The organism is Lactobacillus agrestimuris (assembly GCF_943193025.1).
Lineage (GTDB): Bacteria > Bacillota > Bacilli > Lactobacillales > Lactobacillaceae > Lactobacillus > Lactobacillus agrestimuris.
This window is the reverse complement of the sequence record NZ_CALPCQ010000001.1, coordinates 24,091-38,958: the sequence shown is the minus strand read 5'-3', so window position 1 is coordinate 38,958 and position 14,868 is coordinate 24,091. Positions and strand designations below refer to the sequence as shown.

Here is a 14,868-nt window from a genome sequence, read left to right as displayed (position 1 = left end):
ACCAGATATATTAATTATTCTTTTAAGCTCTTCATTAAATCAACTGCATTTTGTTTTGCAGCATCAGTAACATCACTACCCGCCATCATTTGAGCAATTGCAGTAATAGTTTCTTCTTTTGAAAGTGGTCCAACTTGAGTATAAGTAGCACCATCTTTAACTTCTTTGGCTACAACATATCTTTGGTCTGCAGCAGCTGCTACTTGTGGAGAGTGCGTGATAGTAATGACTTGCTTATACTTACCAATTGAATGCATCTTCTTACCAATAGCAGCCGATACACGACCGGAAACACCAGTATCAATTTCATCGAAGATCATGGTTCCCACTGGTTCAACACGGCTAAAAATTGCTTTAAGTGCCAAAATTAAACGAGATTGTTCACCACCAGAAACAATTTTCACAAGTGGCATCAAATCTTCACCTGGGTTAGGCGCAATTAAGAAGACAATTGAGTCAGTCCCTTTTTCAGTAAATGTCTTTGTATCTTCAAAATTAATTGAAAATCTTGCTTTTTCCATATAAAGATCAGCTAGCTCTCGTTTAATTTGTTCTTCAAGTGAGCGAGCTACCTCTTCACGAACTTTATGCAAATCGTTTGCTTGCTTACTCAAAACATTCTCTAAATCAGAGATTTCGGCTTGAATCTTCTCTTCATCTAAGCCACCCACTTCAAAAGTACTCAATTCCTTTCGAACATTTTCATAGAAATTAAATACATCTTCCAAGCTTGGACCATACTTTTTCTTTAATGAATTCAAAGTATCTAATCGACTAGTAACATATTGATAGCGTTCTTCATCAAAATCCATTTGATCCATCAAGGATGACAATTCACTTCTTGCATCATTTAACGCGTAAACCCCATCATCAACTGTTTTAGCAAAATTTTTAAATCTACTACCAAAATCAGTTAGATCTGTTGCTGCATTTTGAGCATCACCCAGAAGAGTTGCCAACCCATGTTCATCATCATCATACAATTGAATAAAATAGTTTGCTGTTTCAGCAATTTTTTGATAATTATTCAATTCATTGAATTCTTCTTCTAACTTTTCGTCTTCATCAGGATCTTCTAAATTTGCCGCCTCAAGTTCTTGATTTTGAAATTGCAAAATATCTTGTTTTTGAGCGATTTCTTGGGCATTCTTTTTTAAACTACGCAACTGATTAGTTAATTTTACCCATCTATCATAGTTTTCTTGATATTTCTTTAAATCTTCATGAAAACTCTTAGGTGCATAATCATCGACCAAATCAATTTGACGATCTTGATCCATTAAAATTTGCTGATCATTTTGACCATGAATATCAACTAAATAATTACCAATTTCACGCAAAACATTAATTGTCGTCAATTGTCCATTAATTCTAACAACGTTGCGACCCTTATTAGCAAGTTCTCTACTTACTACTAATTGATCATCATCGTGGGGTAACCCATATTCCTCACATAAATCTGCGATTTGCGTTTTTTGATCTTCCAGTTCAAATAAACCAGTTACTACCGCCTTATTTTCACCTGATCGAATCATTTCCTTTTGTCCGCGACCACCCATTAAAAGAGAAACTGCATCAATAATGATTGATTTACCTGCTCCAGTTTCTCCAATTAAGACAGTCATATGTTCTTGAAAGCGAACTTTTAAAGCTTTAATTATGGCGAAATTTTTAATGTCAAGTTCAACTAACATCTTTGTATACTCCTAAAGACCTTTTACAGCGCGTTCAACAACTTCTGCTGCTGATTCATTCCAGAGATTTTGACCAGGATTTGCTTCATCTTTTCTTAAATGAATTAAGAACTCAATATTTCCTTTGCCACCTTTAATTGGTGAATAATCCACGCCTAAAACATTAAAACCAAGTTTAAGCGCCTCATTCATTGTATGCTCAATCACAGCCTTATGAACTTCATGATCATGAACAATACCATGTTTACCAACGTTTTCTGGTCCTGCTTCAAACTGTGGTTTAATCAAACACACTGCATCACATTGGTCTTTCAAAATTGCATACATTGGCGGCATAATCAAATCGAGTGAAATAAATGATACATCGGTCATCGCGAAATCTGGCAAGCCTTGATCAAAATCTTCAGGCTTACTATACCGAAAATTTTGTTTCTCCATCACAATAACTCTCGGATCATCACGAAGTTGCCACGCAAGTTGGTTATATCCAACATCTAGGGCATAAACCATCTTAGCACCGTTTTTTAGGGCCACGTCAGTAAAGCCACCAGTGGAAGCACCAATATCTAAACAAATTTTATTATTTAGATCGATATCAAAAACTTTTAGAGCCTTTTCAAGCTTAAAGCCACCTCGAGAAACGTATTTCTTTCCGTCATCTTTTAAAATAAATTCTTCATCTTCAGAAAATTGCGTACCACTCTTATCAATTCTTTGATGGTTATGGTCGAGCACTAACCCCGCCATAATCGCACGCTGGGCTTGAGTACGTGAATGAAATAATCCCTTTTTAGTTAATAATACATCTGCTCTTTGTTTCGCCATCTATAGCACCTTTTTGTATAAATCTAAAAATCCTGCTAAAACATCACCATGCAAGCCATGCAAATCATCTTGAGCTTGTTTAATTAATTCCTCAAGCTTTTTACGACTCTTTTCAATTCCAAGAAGAGTTAAAGTATTATTTTTACCTTCTTCTTCATCCTTGTGAGTGGCCTTTCCTGCTTCCTCAGTAGTTTCTACCACATCAACCAAATCATCATATATCTGATACGAGCGACCAAATACGCGTGCAAAATCGATTAATTTAACTTTTTCGATATCACTAGCTTGACCATATACTGCGGCCATCTCAACACTAGCTTCAATTAAGCAACCAGTCTTTAACCATTCCATTTGATTAATAAACTTACTATCATTAGCAACTGTTTCATTATTGGTTGAATCAATGTCTAAATATTGCCCTCCAACCATTCCATTTGGACCAATAGCTTGAGTGATAATCTCAACCATTTTACTAGAATGACTAGCATTCGCAATCCACTGAATTCCTAAAGGTAAAAGTGCATCTCCAGCTAAAATTGCTTCAGCTTCACCCCATTTTTTATGGCTAGTTAACATTCCTCTTCGATAATCATCATTATCCATTGCAGGTAAATCATCATGAATCAAAGAATAAGTATGGATCAATTCAATTCCACAAGCAATTCGGATCTCGTCTTGGCCAATTTTTCTATCAAGAGCAGATAATGTAGATAAGAAAAGAAGTGGGCGTAGACGCTTGCCCCCAGCCATAACTGAATATGACATTATCTTGCTTAATTTTTTATCATCAATTTCTTTTGCTAGCTTAGTTTTTAAAAACTCATTGATAACTGGCGTCCATTTATTTTGAAAATCTTTAAATGCTGACATAATTATTCCTCTGGTGCAGATGCATTATTTGGATCAAGCTTATGTTCAGTACCATCACTATCAATTAATTTAGCAACTGTTTCTTCAGCTTGAGTCAATTTCTTATCCAATTCTCGACTAATCTTTACTCCTTCTTGGAACTCCTTAAGGGCATCCTCAAGAGGTACATTCCCATTTTCTAAATTAGTTACAATCTTTTCCAAATCGGTTAATTGTTCTTCAAAGTTATTTTTCTTAGTTGGCATTATCTTTCCTCATTTCAGTTATCACGGCTTCAGCTTGACCATCTTTAAAGTGCAAATTAATATTACTACCTTTTTCGAGTTGACTTACAGATGAAATGGTTTCACCGTTGTCATCTGTTGTATATACAAAGCCACGCTTTAAAGTCTTAAGCGGACTATAATCATCTAATTGTTGAACAACTTTACTAAAATTATTTCTCTTTGAAACTAAAAAGTGCTTCATATTGTCTAAAAGTTGCTTACTCATAAAGTCACTCTTTTGTTTCATTTGAGAAACTTGTTTATTAGGACTTGCGGCCAATAGTTTTTGTTGTGTTAGATTATAATTTTGACGAGAACTTTTGACAATATTTTGCATACCATTATGCAATCTATTCTTTAGCATATCTACTGTTTGAGTTTGCTGGTCATATAAACGCATCGGTTCTCGCATAATAATTGAATTATTTACACGATTAAGTCGATCACGTTTTTGTCGAATAATTGATTGCATATTAGTAATTAGACGGCTACGAAGTTGACTAATTGCTGCCAGCTCATCTGTTAAATTTGGTGTAGCGTATTCTGCTGCCGCTGTCGGTGTAGCAGCACGAGCATCGGCTACTAAATCACATAAAGTAGTATCTGTTTCATGCCCAACTGAAGAAATAACAGGAATATCCATGTCATAAACTTGTCTGACAACTTTTTCTTCGTTAAAAGGCCATAAATCTTCCAGTGATCCACCGCCACGTCCAATGATCATAACATCATATTTATCACCATATGAAGCTATCTGCTTCATTGCCGCAACTAAACTATCTGCTGCAGTATCACCTTGCACCTGTGCTGGGAACAAATCGATTTCGGCATGTGGAAAACGCCTATTGGCCGTAACCATGATGTCATGAATAACTGCACCAGAAGCACTAGTTACAACGGCAATTCGATCAGGAAAACGTGGTAATTTTCTTTTATGCTCTGGATTGAATAGTCCTTCTTTAGCAAGTTTTGCTTGTAGCTGCTTTAATTGCTCGTATAAGGCTCCTAACCCGGCCGGCTCCATACTCTCTGCGTAGAACTGATATGATCCTTGAGGGCCATATACATTTACGTAACCAGTAACATAAACTTTCATACCTTCTTCAGGTTTAAATTTAACTTTATCGAAGGCTGATCGAAACATTACAACATTAATCTTTGATTTATCATCTTTCAGTGAAAAATATTGGTGTGAATTTCTTCGATAGCGAAAATTGGATAATTCTCCTTGAAGAAAAACTTTATGCAGGTACGGATCATTCTTAAATTTTTGCGTAATATAAAAATTTAAGTCCGTAACTGATAAATATCTATCCTCTGATGCCATTTGCCCTCCTAGTTAGCTTAATGACTTGTTCCATTAAAAATTCAACTGTTAACGGACCAACTCCACCTGGAACCGGAGTAATCATACTTGCTTTTGGAAGAACATTCTCAAAATCAACATCTCCTACCAAATGGCCATTAACGTGGTTTATTCCAACATCAATGATGATTACACCATCTTTAACTATATCTGCAGTTACTAAATTCGCCTGACCTGCGGCAGAAACTATAATATCTGCATCCTTGGTATACTCCGTAATATCTTTTGTCCCTAAATGCAAAATTGAAACTGTCGCATTTTTTTCAAGCATTAAAGCAGCAATTGGCTTTCCAACAATATTACTTCTACCAATTATTACTACATTCTTTCCAACTAAATCTACATGATAATAATCCAAAAGCGCCATAACACCGTCAGCAGTTGCTGGTTCAACGAAATGATCTTCTTGCCACAAACGACCAACATTACTTGGAGTAAGAGCATCAACATCTTTTTCAGGATCAATTCTCTCAAGAAGTTTATTTTCATCTATTTGATCTGGAGTTGGTAATTGAACCATAATTCCATAAACTTTTGGATCTTGATTAAGTTCATCAATTAAGTCAAGCACATCCTCTTCTTTAGTGTCTTGAGGTAATTGATAAATTTTTTGTTCAATTCCAACACTTTCTGCTCGTCTCTTTTTAGTACGTACATATAATTTGCTGGCCTTATTATCCCCAATATTAATTACGCAAAAAAGTGGATTAACTCCTTGAGCTTTCAAATTCTTAACTTTTTCTTTAAGTTTTTCGGCACGAAGATCCGCAAATGCTTTTCCATCAAGAATTTTTCCCATATCATGTCCTCCGCTATCAAAAATAGCCGGCAACTCTGCCGGCTATTGATTATTTTTCAACAAAGTTTGCTAATACACCATTTACAAATGGTTTTGCCTTTGGATCAGCAAATTCATCGCATAAGTTTAAAGCTTCATTAACTGCTGCTTTTGGTTCAATTTCAACGCTATCCTTAATTTCATAAAGAGCAATTTCGAGAATTGCTACAGTGATCGCATTAACCCTCTCTAACTTCCAACCATTTTTCAAATAGGATGAAATATCAGATTGAAGTTGATCACGATTTGCAATAACGCCTTCAATCAAAGTTTTTGAATAGGCAGAAAGCTGCTGTAGCTCAAGCATTTCAACAGTCTTAACTTCAACTTCTGCGGCAGTCAATTCTGGATCTTGATTAGCCAAAAAAACTGCTTGCATAGCAACTTTACGACTTTCGTGTTGATTCATTAATTACTCCTGCTCACTTTTTGGAAACAGTTCAGTTGTTTCAAATTCTTCAGCATCCTCATCATCTGGGAATACTAAACCTACAACATGAATATTAATTGCCTTTAGTGTCAAATCGGTCATTTGAACTAACTGTGTTTTCAAAGTTTTTTGTAACTTAGCTGCAACTGATGGCACATTAACACCAGCTTCAAGATAAACATAAATATCAGCAACTAATTGACCATCTTCATCAGTAGTAACGCTGACACCTTTACCGTGATCACTTTGTCCCAATACCTTCTTGATACTAGATGTTAAAGTTCCACGCATGTTGACAATGCCATCAACTTTTTCTGCAGCGATTCCCAAAATAACTTCAAGAACACTCGGATCAATCTTAATTTGTTCACCGTTTTCTTCACCGCTAAGGAGAATTTTTGAACTATCTGCCATTTTTCTACCTCAAAAATTACTTATTTGCACGTGATACGTAAGTACCGTCAGCAGTATTGATTGTTAACACGTCACCTTCATTAATAAAGAATGGTACGTTAACTACCAAACCAGTTTCCATAGTAGCTGGCTTACCACCACCGGATGAAGTATCACCTTTAATGTTTGGTTCAGTTTCTGTAACTGTTAAATCAACAGTATTTGGAAGTTGGACACCCAAAGTTTCACCATCGTGAGTAATTACAGAAACTTGCATGTTTTCTTTAAGATACTTAGATTCATCTTGAACTTGTTCATTTGGAATTTCCAATTGTTCATATGTGTTAGTATCCATAAATACAAAACTTGAGCCATCATTGTACAAGTATTGCATTGCCTTAGTTTGAATATCTGCTGTTTCAACCTTAGCAGTTGAACGGAAAGTATATTCTTGAACTGCGCCAGTTCTCAAGCTCTTAAGCTTTGAACGAACAAACGCACTACCTTTACCTGGTTTTACGTGTTGGAATTCAACAATTCGCCATAAATCATTATTGTATTCAATGGTTAATCCATTCTTGAATTCGTTAACTGAAATCATTGTCATATTTGTTCCCTCATTTCTACAATATCTATGTTACCAATTTGAAGCCCGTTTGGCTATATTTTTACAGAGAAAGAAGTTCATCTTTTGGTAAATTTGATAAAGTTACCGGATCTTGATCATTAACTAAAATATCATCTTCGATTCTAACCCCGCCTTTTCCAGGAATATAAATCCCCGGTTCAACGGTATGTACCATATTATTAATTAATCTTTGCTTGCCAAAGGGTAAAGCCGGTTGGCATAATTCATGAAGCTCTAACCCAATACCATGTCCAATTCCGTGACCAAAATATTTTCCATATCCTTGCTCAGTGATATAGTCCCTTGCTGCCTTATCGACATCTTTACCAGTATTTCCAACTACAGCAGCCTCGATACCTCTTCTTTGTGCTTCATGAACAATATTATAAATTTTATGCATTTCTGCATCAACTTTACCTAAAGAAATCGTTCTGGTGATATCAGCAGTATATCCATTATAAAAAGCACCAAAATCAATTACAATCATGTCACCATCTTCGATTAATTTATCGCTAGCTACACCATGGGCCCATGCAGATCTAACACCTGAAGCAATAATAGTATCAAAGCTTGGACCATCTCCGCCGTTTACTTTAAATAGATAGTCTAATTTTGCACCAACTGCTCGTTCACTTACTCCTGCCTTAATCATTGGTAAAATTGCGTTGAAGCTTTCCATTGAAATATTAATAGCCTTTTTCAAAGCATCTAATTCCAATTCATCCTTTATATTTCTAACTCGCTCTACCAATTCCTCACTCATCTCAAAGTCAAGATTTGGATTAAGTTGCTTAAGTTTTTGATATTCAATTGCAGAAATAAATTCACCTTCAACTAAAATTCTTTTGGCAGAAACATTTTTCAAAGCCTTAGTGAGTTCATCATAATTACTACCATGCTTCATAATAACTGTTAACTCACCAGGTGCTTGAGCTTTTATTTGATCAGCGAATCTTGAATCAGATAAGAGAATTCTATCCCCTTCAGCAGTTAAAATTAACTGTGCTTCTTCCCCAGTAAAATTAGTAAGATAACGATAATTTGATTGATTAAAGATGATCAGTGCATCCGCATTTTTTTCTTTAATTAAATCAGTTACACTTTTAATTCGGCGATTAAGCAGCGTTAATAGTTCATCTTTTTTGTTCATTATCATTACCTCTTTTCAAATTGAATATGAAAAAAGACAAGAAGCAATTTGCTTCTTGTCTTTAATGGTCTTACTTAGCTTCGTCAGCTGGGATAACAGAAACTTGCTTTCTGAATTTACCAAGACGTTCAAACTTAACAACACCATTTACTAAAGCAAATAAAGTGTCATCTCCACCTTGACCTACGTTTTGGCCTGGGTGAATCTTAGTACCACGTTGACGGTAAATAATTGAACCTGCGTGGATTGATTGACCGTCACCAACTTTAGCGCCTAAACGACGACCAGCTGAGTTACGACCGTTGGCAGTAGAACCGCCCCCCTTGTGGTGGGCAAATAATTTCAAACCTAAAATATTCATAATCATTTCACCTCTGAATTAAGCTTCAATCTTTTCAACTGTAACCTTAGTATAAGGTTGACGGTGACCATACTTACTGTGTGAGTGCTTCTTAGGCTTGTACTTGAAAGTTACAACCTTCTTTTCCTTACCTTGCTTTTCAACTTTAGCAGTAACCTTAGCGCCATCTACTAAAGGAGCACCAACCTTAACATCCTTGCCGTCTGAAACAAGAATAACTTGGTCAAAGGTAACTTCCTTACCTTCTTCTACATCAAGCTTTTCCACAAATACGCTGTCGCCTTCAGCAACTTTGTATTGCTTACCACCGGTCTTAATAATTGCGTACATTTGTACACCTCCGTAAAAAATACTTAGACTCGCCAATCGAGGCGCCTTTTCCTTAAAAGAACTTCAAGCCTCGAAATGTGCGGTTGCAGATGTGGAGGTCTCCACAAATACAACTCCTACAGTTTACTACCATTCTAGACAATTTTCAATGAAAATTTAAATTCCCCAGCGACCACCATGAACTTTACCAACTGTAGAAGTAATAATGAATGCATCTGGATCAATTTCATGGATCGAACTAATCAAAGCACCATATTCATTGGTATCAACTACGATTAATAATTGTTGCTTTTTATCGTCACTATAACCGCCAACAACATCATAAATTGTTAACCCACCATAGTTTTCTTGCAACATACCTCTAATTTGGTCAAGATTATCATTACTCATAATTCTGACCTGATATTTTTTATCAAATCCTGTCTCTGTATAATTCATGGTAATCGCAGTAACTAATTGTGAAAATGCTGCTAAAAAGAAGGCGTTCCAACCATCAACGAAGATGTTAAGGAAAATAACAACCATGTCAATCATCAATAAGGTCACCGCTGGATTAAGATAGAAATATTTTTTTAAAATCATTGGAGGAATTGTTGTTCCACCGCTTGAAGCATTAACTCTATATAAAAGAGAAACACCTAGTCCCATTAAAGCTCCACCGTAAATTACGGCTAGTAGCTCATTATCCGTTGCCTTAAAGCTTGGGGTAATTTGCATTAAAATCGGTAAAACCAAACTACCTAAGGCGATGTTTTTAGTGGTTTTCTTTCCTAAGAAAATCGCTGCTAAGATCAACATTAAAATATTAACAACAAAAACCGTTATCGAACGATTGATTCCCCATACCGCATCAACCAAGATAGAAATACCAGTAGAACCACCTGCAGCAATATTAATTGGCCCATAGAATAAGTTAATTGATACAGCAATGATTTCTAAGCCTGCTAAAAATACAAGCCAACGTGCCCATTTATGATTAGTTAAATTATTTTTCATATACGCATCCCTTCTTAAAATTTATATCGTTATCATTATTTTACATAATATCTATATACCAGTACAAGGATACTATAAAAATATAAGAAATTATTTAACTTTTAGTTTTATATTCCAAGCTTTGATTACCTTCATAAGCAGGCATACCCATTTCTGCACGATATAGAGCTCGTTCAAACGATTGGTAACCTTTACTTGAACTCACAGCAAATTTAGCACCATATTTACTTGCAAATTCACGAATATTCCAAGTTGAATCATGAGCTGCAAAAGCGGTAACCAAAATCACAATATCTAAATCTTTAATTTGATTTTCGATCACCTTTTTCTTACCTTCAAAGGCATTAATCGGAATCGGAATTCCATTATAGCGAGTTACGATTCCTTCTAGCATTGCTTCATTTTGATTATCTCCAATTGCAATGCCAACTCTTTGATAATGTAAATCCATATCAAGTTTGGCCAGTTCTTCAGCAGTTTCTCCCGATTTGGTCTTTTTCTTTTTCACATTACCAGGACGTTTATCTGATTCTAATTGATAGATCCATCTAATTTGAACAGCATCTGACGGATTTTTCTTTAAACGAACATCCCCGGTATACCATGCAAGATCTACAATTGCACCATCTTCTAAATGAATATTCTCACCTTGATAATAACTAGGATCAACAAAAACTGTTACAGCTTTACCGCGAATCTTCAATTTTTCTCCGCGAATGTTTCTTGAGACTGAATAACCAGCTGGACCGCCTTGAACTACGGCATACTTGAAATCTTCAATTTGATCAAAATCGCGATTTCTCAACTTCTTAAAACCTACAACCCGTAGAATTTCTGCTTCATTAACTGAACTAGACTTATCTTCCAAAGCTTCTACGACATCTCCACTTTTTAAATTTAAAGAGTGAATTTGCGATTCAGTTACTGTATAAACTGTTTCACCATTGTCATTGATCAAATCAGCTCCTGAGACTAATCTAATTACTGTATAACGTCTACCTTTACGATAATCTCGCTTTTTCGGTTCAGGTGCCTTGATTGCATCCTGAAAAATTTTGGAATTAATTGTGTCCTTGGTTGTAGCCGATTTTTGAATTGCTTGATCAAGCTTTCCAAGTTCCACCCCATAATTTTTTCCAACTCCTGGTTCAAAGGTCAGACGATGAATTGCTGAAATAGCATTTTCTTTAGCTTTTTTATCTCCAGGACTTTCGATCAATTTAGTTAATGATGTTAGTAATCTTTTTAATTCTTTATTCGATGTCTTAATTTCTGAGTTCTCTACTCTAGCAGTCTTCTTAATAGACGAATTTGAATTATCATCTTCGCCAGTCATCGCAATTACTGCCTTAATTGCAGATAGGCCATTTTTTAAACTTTTATCATCCCCAGCTGTTTTTTGAAGAATTCTTTTTAAATTATTTCGATAATCAAACATTGATATCACCACTTTTTCTTTAAAATTTATCTGAATATTATTTTACTACTTACCTTTTTGTAATTAAAAAAGATCTCCGTTTGGAGATCTCTTCGAAGACATCTATGCCTTCCATTCACCATTATTCCCATATGTATGTTTATCAAGTTCGTTAATAATCACATGAATATGTTCCTTTGGAGCACCAGTATCTTGATGAACTGCCTCAGTTACGTCCTTCATTAACTTAGTTAATTGTTCATCACTTCTACCTTTAATTAATTCAATATGTACAAATGGCATAATTTTCCCTCCATAAATTAACTTCTTAACTTAATTTTACCATCTATATCCGTAGCCTACTCATTGCTTTTTGAAGAGGGATAACAATAATCGGTGTCAAAGTTGCCGTAAAAATCGCTTCGACTATGCCATTTATTCCTAATGCGCTAATTAGAACTACAAAAATTGAACTACTTGATGAGGTATTTCCAAAGTATTTCAATAAATCAGCAGAATGATTCATAAATAAAAGACTCGCCAAAGTAATTACTAAGATTGTATTTGCAAGTGAAGTCGCTGCCCCGCCAAAAATATAGCGTAATTTGCTAGATCCAGCTTTACTACTAATTAGACCAGGCAACCATCCAGCTACAATGCTTGGCACTAGCGTGATGATTGGGTTTTGAAATAAAGTCAAACTAATCAAATCTAATGGTTGAGTATAGGCTCGAATTAGGCGAGTAATTCCCCAAAAAAGTCCAAATAACAATCCGGCTTTTGGTCCCATAATTGATCCATAAATAGCAATTGTTAATGGTACTAATGTAATTGCTGGTAAGGCCGGAATTATTCTAACGTAACCTAAATTAGGAACAAACGATTGCAAAATTAAAATTGCCACAAAAATCGCAGTGATAGTTAATTGTGTAGTTTCTTTTCTTTTCATATTTTTACCCTTACATTTTATTAGTAAAAATATTACCTAATTTTAGAAATTTAAACAAGCTTTTCAGTCTTTAAAAATTCTAACCATCTATTTCTTAAATGGTCCATATCAAATCTTTTCGAATTCTCATATGCGCCTTCAGAATAACTCGCTAACAACTTAGGATTTGTCATCAGTTCTTCAATTGTATTCTTCAATTTTTCTTGATCATTGGCCGGAATTAAACGACCACTATAATTATTTTTAATAATGTCGGCAGGTCCATAATTAATATCATAGCTTACTACAAGACATCCATGAGCTTGGGCCTCTAGTATTGCCATTGCAAATCCCTCACTTTTACTAGTGAGAACTTCTAATTGAGCAGAATTATAAGCTTCGTCTAGATTTTGAACAAAACCTACAAAATGAATAAAGTTCTCTGCTTGATTATCTGCTACAATTTGCTTTAATTTTTTATTTTCTTTTTGATCAGTTACATTACCATATATAGAAAGATCAAGCTCTGGGTACTTTTTATGAAGCTGGATAACTGCATTAAACAGATGATCAAGTTGCTTAATCGCATCTACTCTTGCAACAGCAATTATTTTCCCTGGAACGCGACTAGTAAAAGTAACTTTGGCTACTTCTTCAATTGACGTAACTGGAATTGCATAAGAATTTTCTACCTCTAAAGCCCTTTTTACATCTTTTGCTTCTTCCTGAGTTGATGAAATCACGCCTTTTATTTTTCCTTCTTCATATAACTTTGTAATCGGCTTATAAACTGCATAAATTTCATCATTTATGTTGCCCGAAGGTGTTAAAGCAGAATGGAGCATGACATAAATCGGTAATCGATACTTCATTTTTTCAAAAGCAGGTAAAATTTCACTACTACGATCGCAATAAAAGACTGCTTGATCATCTCTTCTAGCAATTTCATCTAAAAAATATGCTTGAAAATCTGAGTTATTATTAAATCTTATTGATTCTGTAGCACTTTTACGCAATTCGATCATTGTTAAGAGAGGTTGATTTTCATTGCTTACACAAAAGTACTCATAAATGATTGGAATATTTTCTTTATTAGAAAAGACTCTCATCATCAAATGGGCCTGATCATCAAAATATTCTGTATAATCCAAATGATTGTTGACAAAAAATTCTCTTTTTACAGTAAAACCATACTGATCCAAGTAATCAACATAATAGATTCTATTTCCATATAAATGAGCATTAATAACCGGCTTATCTCCAGAATAAGCAATATTGCCCTTTCTAATTAAATTATCCTTTTCTAGAATATTCTTTAAAACCAAGTTAGTATCAAGCTTTTCAATATTATCTAACCCTTGGAAATAATGAAAGATATTAATAACTTTTCCTTGAATTTTTAATTTATTTTGAGTTTCTGCACTAAAGTCATTTTTCTCAAGTTCAATTATCTTACTATCAACTCCTAGTGAATCAAATATTCTAAGTCGCTTAACTTGTCCTAGCTCAATAGCTGAAGTATTAACATCTTGTCGCGTTGATAAGAAATATTGCATATTTAACACCTTCAAAATTTATTTCTATTAAATAACATAAATTATTATTTTAAATTATAGCAGACTTTGTAATTAAATTACTAGGATTATTAAAAAGATTCAGTAGTCATAAATTTTTACACAAAAAAAGCAAGGTGATTAAACCTTGCTAAAAGTAAAAATAATGATCCGGGTGAGATTCGAACCCACGACCCACAGTTTAGAAGACTGTTGCTCTATCCAGCTGAGCTACCAGACCATGTATGTTTGTATCCTTAACAGAACATAAATTATTATATGGAATCTCCAAAGAAAAAGCAAGTAAAAATTTATTTTTCTTAAATTAATTTTTGAATCGTTTAAAATATAGGTAGTAAAACAGAATCAAAAAACTCGAAAGGAAATCAACATGATTAAATTTTATGGATACAAACGCTGCTCTACTTCTAAAAAAGCTCAAAAATGGTTGGATGATCATAACGTCAAGTATGATTTTCAAGATTTAGTTGAACTTCCACCTAAAAAGGATGAACTCATCAAATGGATAACCGCTCACCAAGATCGCGGTCTTAAATATTTTTTCAATACAAGTGGTCAACACTACCGCGAGCAAAAACTCAAGGATAAAATTCCTACTATGACAATTGAAGAAGCAGCGGATTTAATGTCAAAAGATGGAAAATTAATTAAGCGGCCACTCGTAGTTGAAGGCAATAAACTAACCTGCGGTTTTAAAGAAAATGTCTATGAAGAAACCTGGTTATAAACGATTAAAGCAAATTAATTAAATATCACTTGTTCACTATTTCCTAATGCCTCGAAAACTAGTAAACTAAAGACA

The 14,868-nt window shown here is 34.6% G+C and carries 18 protein-coding genes, 1 tRNA gene and 1 other annotated feature; of the genes, 1 reads left to right on the top strand and 18 read right to left on the bottom strand.

The window, feature by feature from the left end:
- Positions 1-14 precede the first annotated feature (14 nt).
- The 18 genes from recN to NFR82_RS00120 form a co-directional block, all read right to left on the bottom strand.
- Positions 15-1,694: a DNA repair protein RecN gene (recN, locus tag NFR82_RS00205; protein WP_251716134.1), complete on the bottom strand. Its 1,680-nt coding sequence runs from the start codon at positions 1,692-1,694 to the stop codon at positions 15-17.
- A gap of 12 nt (positions 1,695-1,706) precedes the next feature.
- A complete protein-coding gene (locus NFR82_RS00200) occupies positions 1,707-2,519 on the bottom strand; it encodes a TlyA family RNA methyltransferase (RefSeq protein ID WP_251716133.1) in 813 nt (270 codons plus the stop codon).
- The gene (locus NFR82_RS00195; RefSeq protein ID WP_251716132.1) at positions 2,520-3,389 is read right to left on the bottom strand and encodes a polyprenyl synthetase family protein; all 870 of its coding nucleotides are present in this window, start codon (positions 3,387-3,389) and stop codon (positions 2,520-2,522) included.
- Between the two features lie 2 nt (positions 3,390-3,391).
- Positions 3,392-3,634, bottom strand: coding sequence for an exodeoxyribonuclease VII small subunit (locus NFR82_RS00190; RefSeq protein ID WP_251716131.1), 243 nt, complete (start codon positions 3,632-3,634; stop codon positions 3,392-3,394).
- Positions 3,624-4,982: an exodeoxyribonuclease VII large subunit gene (gene xseA, locus NFR82_RS00185; protein ID WP_251716130.1), complete on the bottom strand. Its 1,359-nt coding sequence runs from the start codon at positions 4,980-4,982 to the stop codon at positions 3,624-3,626. Before xseA ends, NFR82_RS00190 begins: the two co-directional genes overlap by 11 nt.
- Positions 4,966-5,820, bottom strand: coding sequence for a tetrahydrofolate dehydrogenase/cyclohydrolase catalytic domain-containing protein (locus NFR82_RS00180; RefSeq protein ID WP_251716129.1), 855 nt, complete (start codon positions 5,818-5,820; stop codon positions 4,966-4,968). Before NFR82_RS00180 ends, xseA begins: the two co-directional genes overlap by 17 nt.
- Positions 5,821-5,869: 49 nt before the next feature.
- Complete coding sequence (gene nusB, locus NFR82_RS00175; protein WP_251716128.1) at positions 5,870-6,268, bottom strand: transcription antitermination factor NusB; 399 nt, start codon at positions 6,266-6,268, stop codon at positions 5,870-5,872.
- 3 nt (positions 6,269-6,271) lie between these two features.
- A complete protein-coding gene (locus NFR82_RS00170) occupies positions 6,272-6,703 on the bottom strand; it encodes an Asp23/Gls24 family envelope stress response protein (RefSeq protein WP_251716127.1) in 432 nt (143 codons plus the stop codon).
- A 16-nt stretch (positions 6,704-6,719) separates the two neighbouring features.
- Positions 6,720-7,289 carry an elongation factor P gene (efp, locus tag NFR82_RS00165; RefSeq protein WP_251716126.1) on the bottom strand — a complete coding sequence of 190 codons (570 nt, stop codon included), beginning with the start codon at positions 7,287-7,289 and terminating at the stop codon, positions 6,720-6,722.
- Between the two features lie 61 nt (positions 7,290-7,350).
- A complete protein-coding gene (locus NFR82_RS00160) occupies positions 7,351-8,460 on the bottom strand; it encodes a M24 family metallopeptidase (RefSeq protein WP_251716125.1) in 1,110 nt (369 codons plus the stop codon).
- A gap of 70 nt (positions 8,461-8,530) precedes the next feature.
- Positions 8,531-8,821, bottom strand: a complete 291-nt coding sequence (rpmA, locus tag NFR82_RS00155) for a 50S ribosomal protein L27 (RefSeq protein ID WP_251716124.1) — start codon at positions 8,819-8,821, stop codon at positions 8,531-8,533.
- An 18-nt stretch (positions 8,822-8,839) separates the two neighbouring features.
- Positions 8,840-9,151 carry a 50S ribosomal protein L21 gene (gene rplU, locus NFR82_RS00150; protein WP_025080297.1) on the bottom strand — a complete coding sequence of 104 codons (312 nt, stop codon included), beginning with the start codon at positions 9,149-9,151 and terminating at the stop codon, positions 8,840-8,842.
- 15 nt (positions 9,152-9,166) lie between these two features.
- Positions 9,167-9,246, bottom strand: a sequence feature (ribosomal protein L21 leader region).
- A 61-nt stretch (positions 9,247-9,307) separates the two neighbouring features.
- On the bottom strand, positions 9,308-10,147 hold the full coding sequence (locus tag NFR82_RS00145) for a YitT family protein (RefSeq protein WP_251716123.1): 840 nt from the start codon (positions 10,145-10,147) through the stop codon (positions 9,308-9,310).
- Between the two features lie 94 nt (positions 10,148-10,241).
- Complete coding sequence (locus NFR82_RS00140; RefSeq protein ID WP_251716122.1) at positions 10,242-11,585, bottom strand: DUF2325 domain-containing protein; 1,344 nt, start codon at positions 11,583-11,585, stop codon at positions 10,242-10,244.
- Between the two features lie 102 nt (positions 11,586-11,687).
- Positions 11,688-11,867, bottom strand: a complete 180-nt coding sequence (locus NFR82_RS00135; RefSeq protein WP_251716121.1) for a 2-hydroxymuconate tautomerase — start codon at positions 11,865-11,867, stop codon at positions 11,688-11,690.
- Positions 11,868-11,910: 43 nt separating this feature from the next.
- A complete protein-coding gene (locus tag NFR82_RS00130; RefSeq protein ID WP_251716120.1) occupies positions 11,911-12,513 on the bottom strand; it encodes an ECF transporter S component in 603 nt (200 codons plus the stop codon).
- Between the two features lie 50 nt (positions 12,514-12,563).
- Positions 12,564-14,048 (bottom strand): glycosyltransferase, encoded by a 1,485-nt coding sequence (locus tag NFR82_RS00125; protein WP_251716119.1) that lies wholly within the window; start codon positions 14,046-14,048, stop codon positions 12,564-12,566.
- Between the two features lie 164 nt (positions 14,049-14,212).
- Positions 14,213-14,286 (bottom strand) — tRNA-Arg (locus tag NFR82_RS00120).
- Positions 14,287-14,436: 150 nt separating this feature from the next.
- On the opposite strand from NFR82_RS00120, the gene NFR82_RS00115 reads away from it, so the two are divergent.
- Complete coding sequence (locus NFR82_RS00115; RefSeq protein ID WP_251716118.1) at positions 14,437-14,793, top strand: arsenate reductase family protein; 357 nt, start codon at positions 14,437-14,439, stop codon at positions 14,791-14,793.
- Positions 14,794-14,868: the final 75 nt, after the last annotated feature.

What these genes read in the sequence shown, in the direction of transcription:
- NFR82_RS00200 (WP_251716133.1), bottom strand. Translation starts at nt 2,519, where the DNA reads ATGGCGAAACAAAGAGCAGATGTATTATTAACTAAAAAGGGATTATTT.
- NFR82_RS00160 (WP_251716125.1), bottom strand. Translation starts at nt 8,460, where the DNA reads ATGAACAAAAAAGATGAACTATTAACGCTGCTTAATCGCCGAATTAAA.
- efp (WP_251716126.1), bottom strand. Translation starts at nt 7,289, where the DNA reads ATGACAATGATTTCAGTTAACGAATTCAAGAATGGATTAACCATTGAA.
- NFR82_RS00125 (WP_251716119.1), bottom strand. Translation starts at nt 14,048, where the DNA reads ATGCAATATTTCTTATCAACGCGACAAGATGTTAATACTTCAGCTATT.
- rpmA (WP_251716124.1), bottom strand. Translation starts at nt 8,821, where the DNA reads ATGAATATTTTAGGTTTGAAATTATTTGCCCACCACAAGGGGGGCGGT.
- NFR82_RS00190 (WP_251716131.1), bottom strand. Translation starts at nt 3,634, where the DNA reads ATGCCAACTAAGAAAAATAACTTTGAAGAACAATTAACCGATTTGGAA.
- nusB (WP_251716128.1), bottom strand. Translation starts at nt 6,268, where the DNA reads ATGAATCAACACGAAAGTCGTAAAGTTGCTATGCAAGCAGTTTTTTTG.
- NFR82_RS00145 (WP_251716123.1), bottom strand. Translation starts at nt 10,147, where the DNA reads ATGAAAAATAATTTAACTAATCATAAATGGGCACGTTGGCTTGTATTT.
- xseA (WP_251716130.1), bottom strand. Translation starts at nt 4,982, where the DNA reads ATGGCATCAGAGGATAGATATTTATCAGTTACGGACTTAAATTTTTAT.
- NFR82_RS00170 (WP_251716127.1), bottom strand. Translation starts at nt 6,703, where the DNA reads ATGGCAGATAGTTCAAAAATTCTCCTTAGCGGTGAAGAAAACGGTGAA.
- NFR82_RS00140 (WP_251716122.1), bottom strand. Translation starts at nt 11,585, where the DNA reads ATGTTTGATTATCGAAATAATTTAAAAAGAATTCTTCAAAAAACAGCT.
- NFR82_RS00115 (WP_251716118.1), top strand. Translation starts at nt 14,437, where the DNA reads ATGATTAAATTTTATGGATACAAACGCTGCTCTACTTCTAAAAAAGCT.
- recN (WP_251716134.1), bottom strand. Translation starts at nt 1,694, where the DNA reads ATGTTAGTTGAACTTGACATTAAAAATTTCGCCATAATTAAAGCTTTA.
- NFR82_RS00135 (WP_251716121.1), bottom strand. Translation starts at nt 11,867, where the DNA reads ATGCCATTTGTACATATTGAATTAATTAAAGGTAGAAGTGATGAACAA.
- NFR82_RS00180 (WP_251716129.1), bottom strand. Translation starts at nt 5,820, where the DNA reads ATGGGAAAAATTCTTGATGGAAAAGCATTTGCGGATCTTCGTGCCGAA.
- NFR82_RS00130 (WP_251716120.1), bottom strand. Translation starts at nt 12,513, where the DNA reads ATGAAAAGAAAAGAAACTACACAATTAACTATCACTGCGATTTTTGTG.
- rplU (WP_025080297.1), bottom strand. Translation starts at nt 9,151, where the DNA reads ATGTACGCAATTATTAAGACCGGTGGTAAGCAATACAAAGTTGCTGAA.
- NFR82_RS00195 (WP_251716132.1), bottom strand. Translation starts at nt 3,389, where the DNA reads ATGTCAGCATTTAAAGATTTTCAAAATAAATGGACGCCAGTTATCAAT.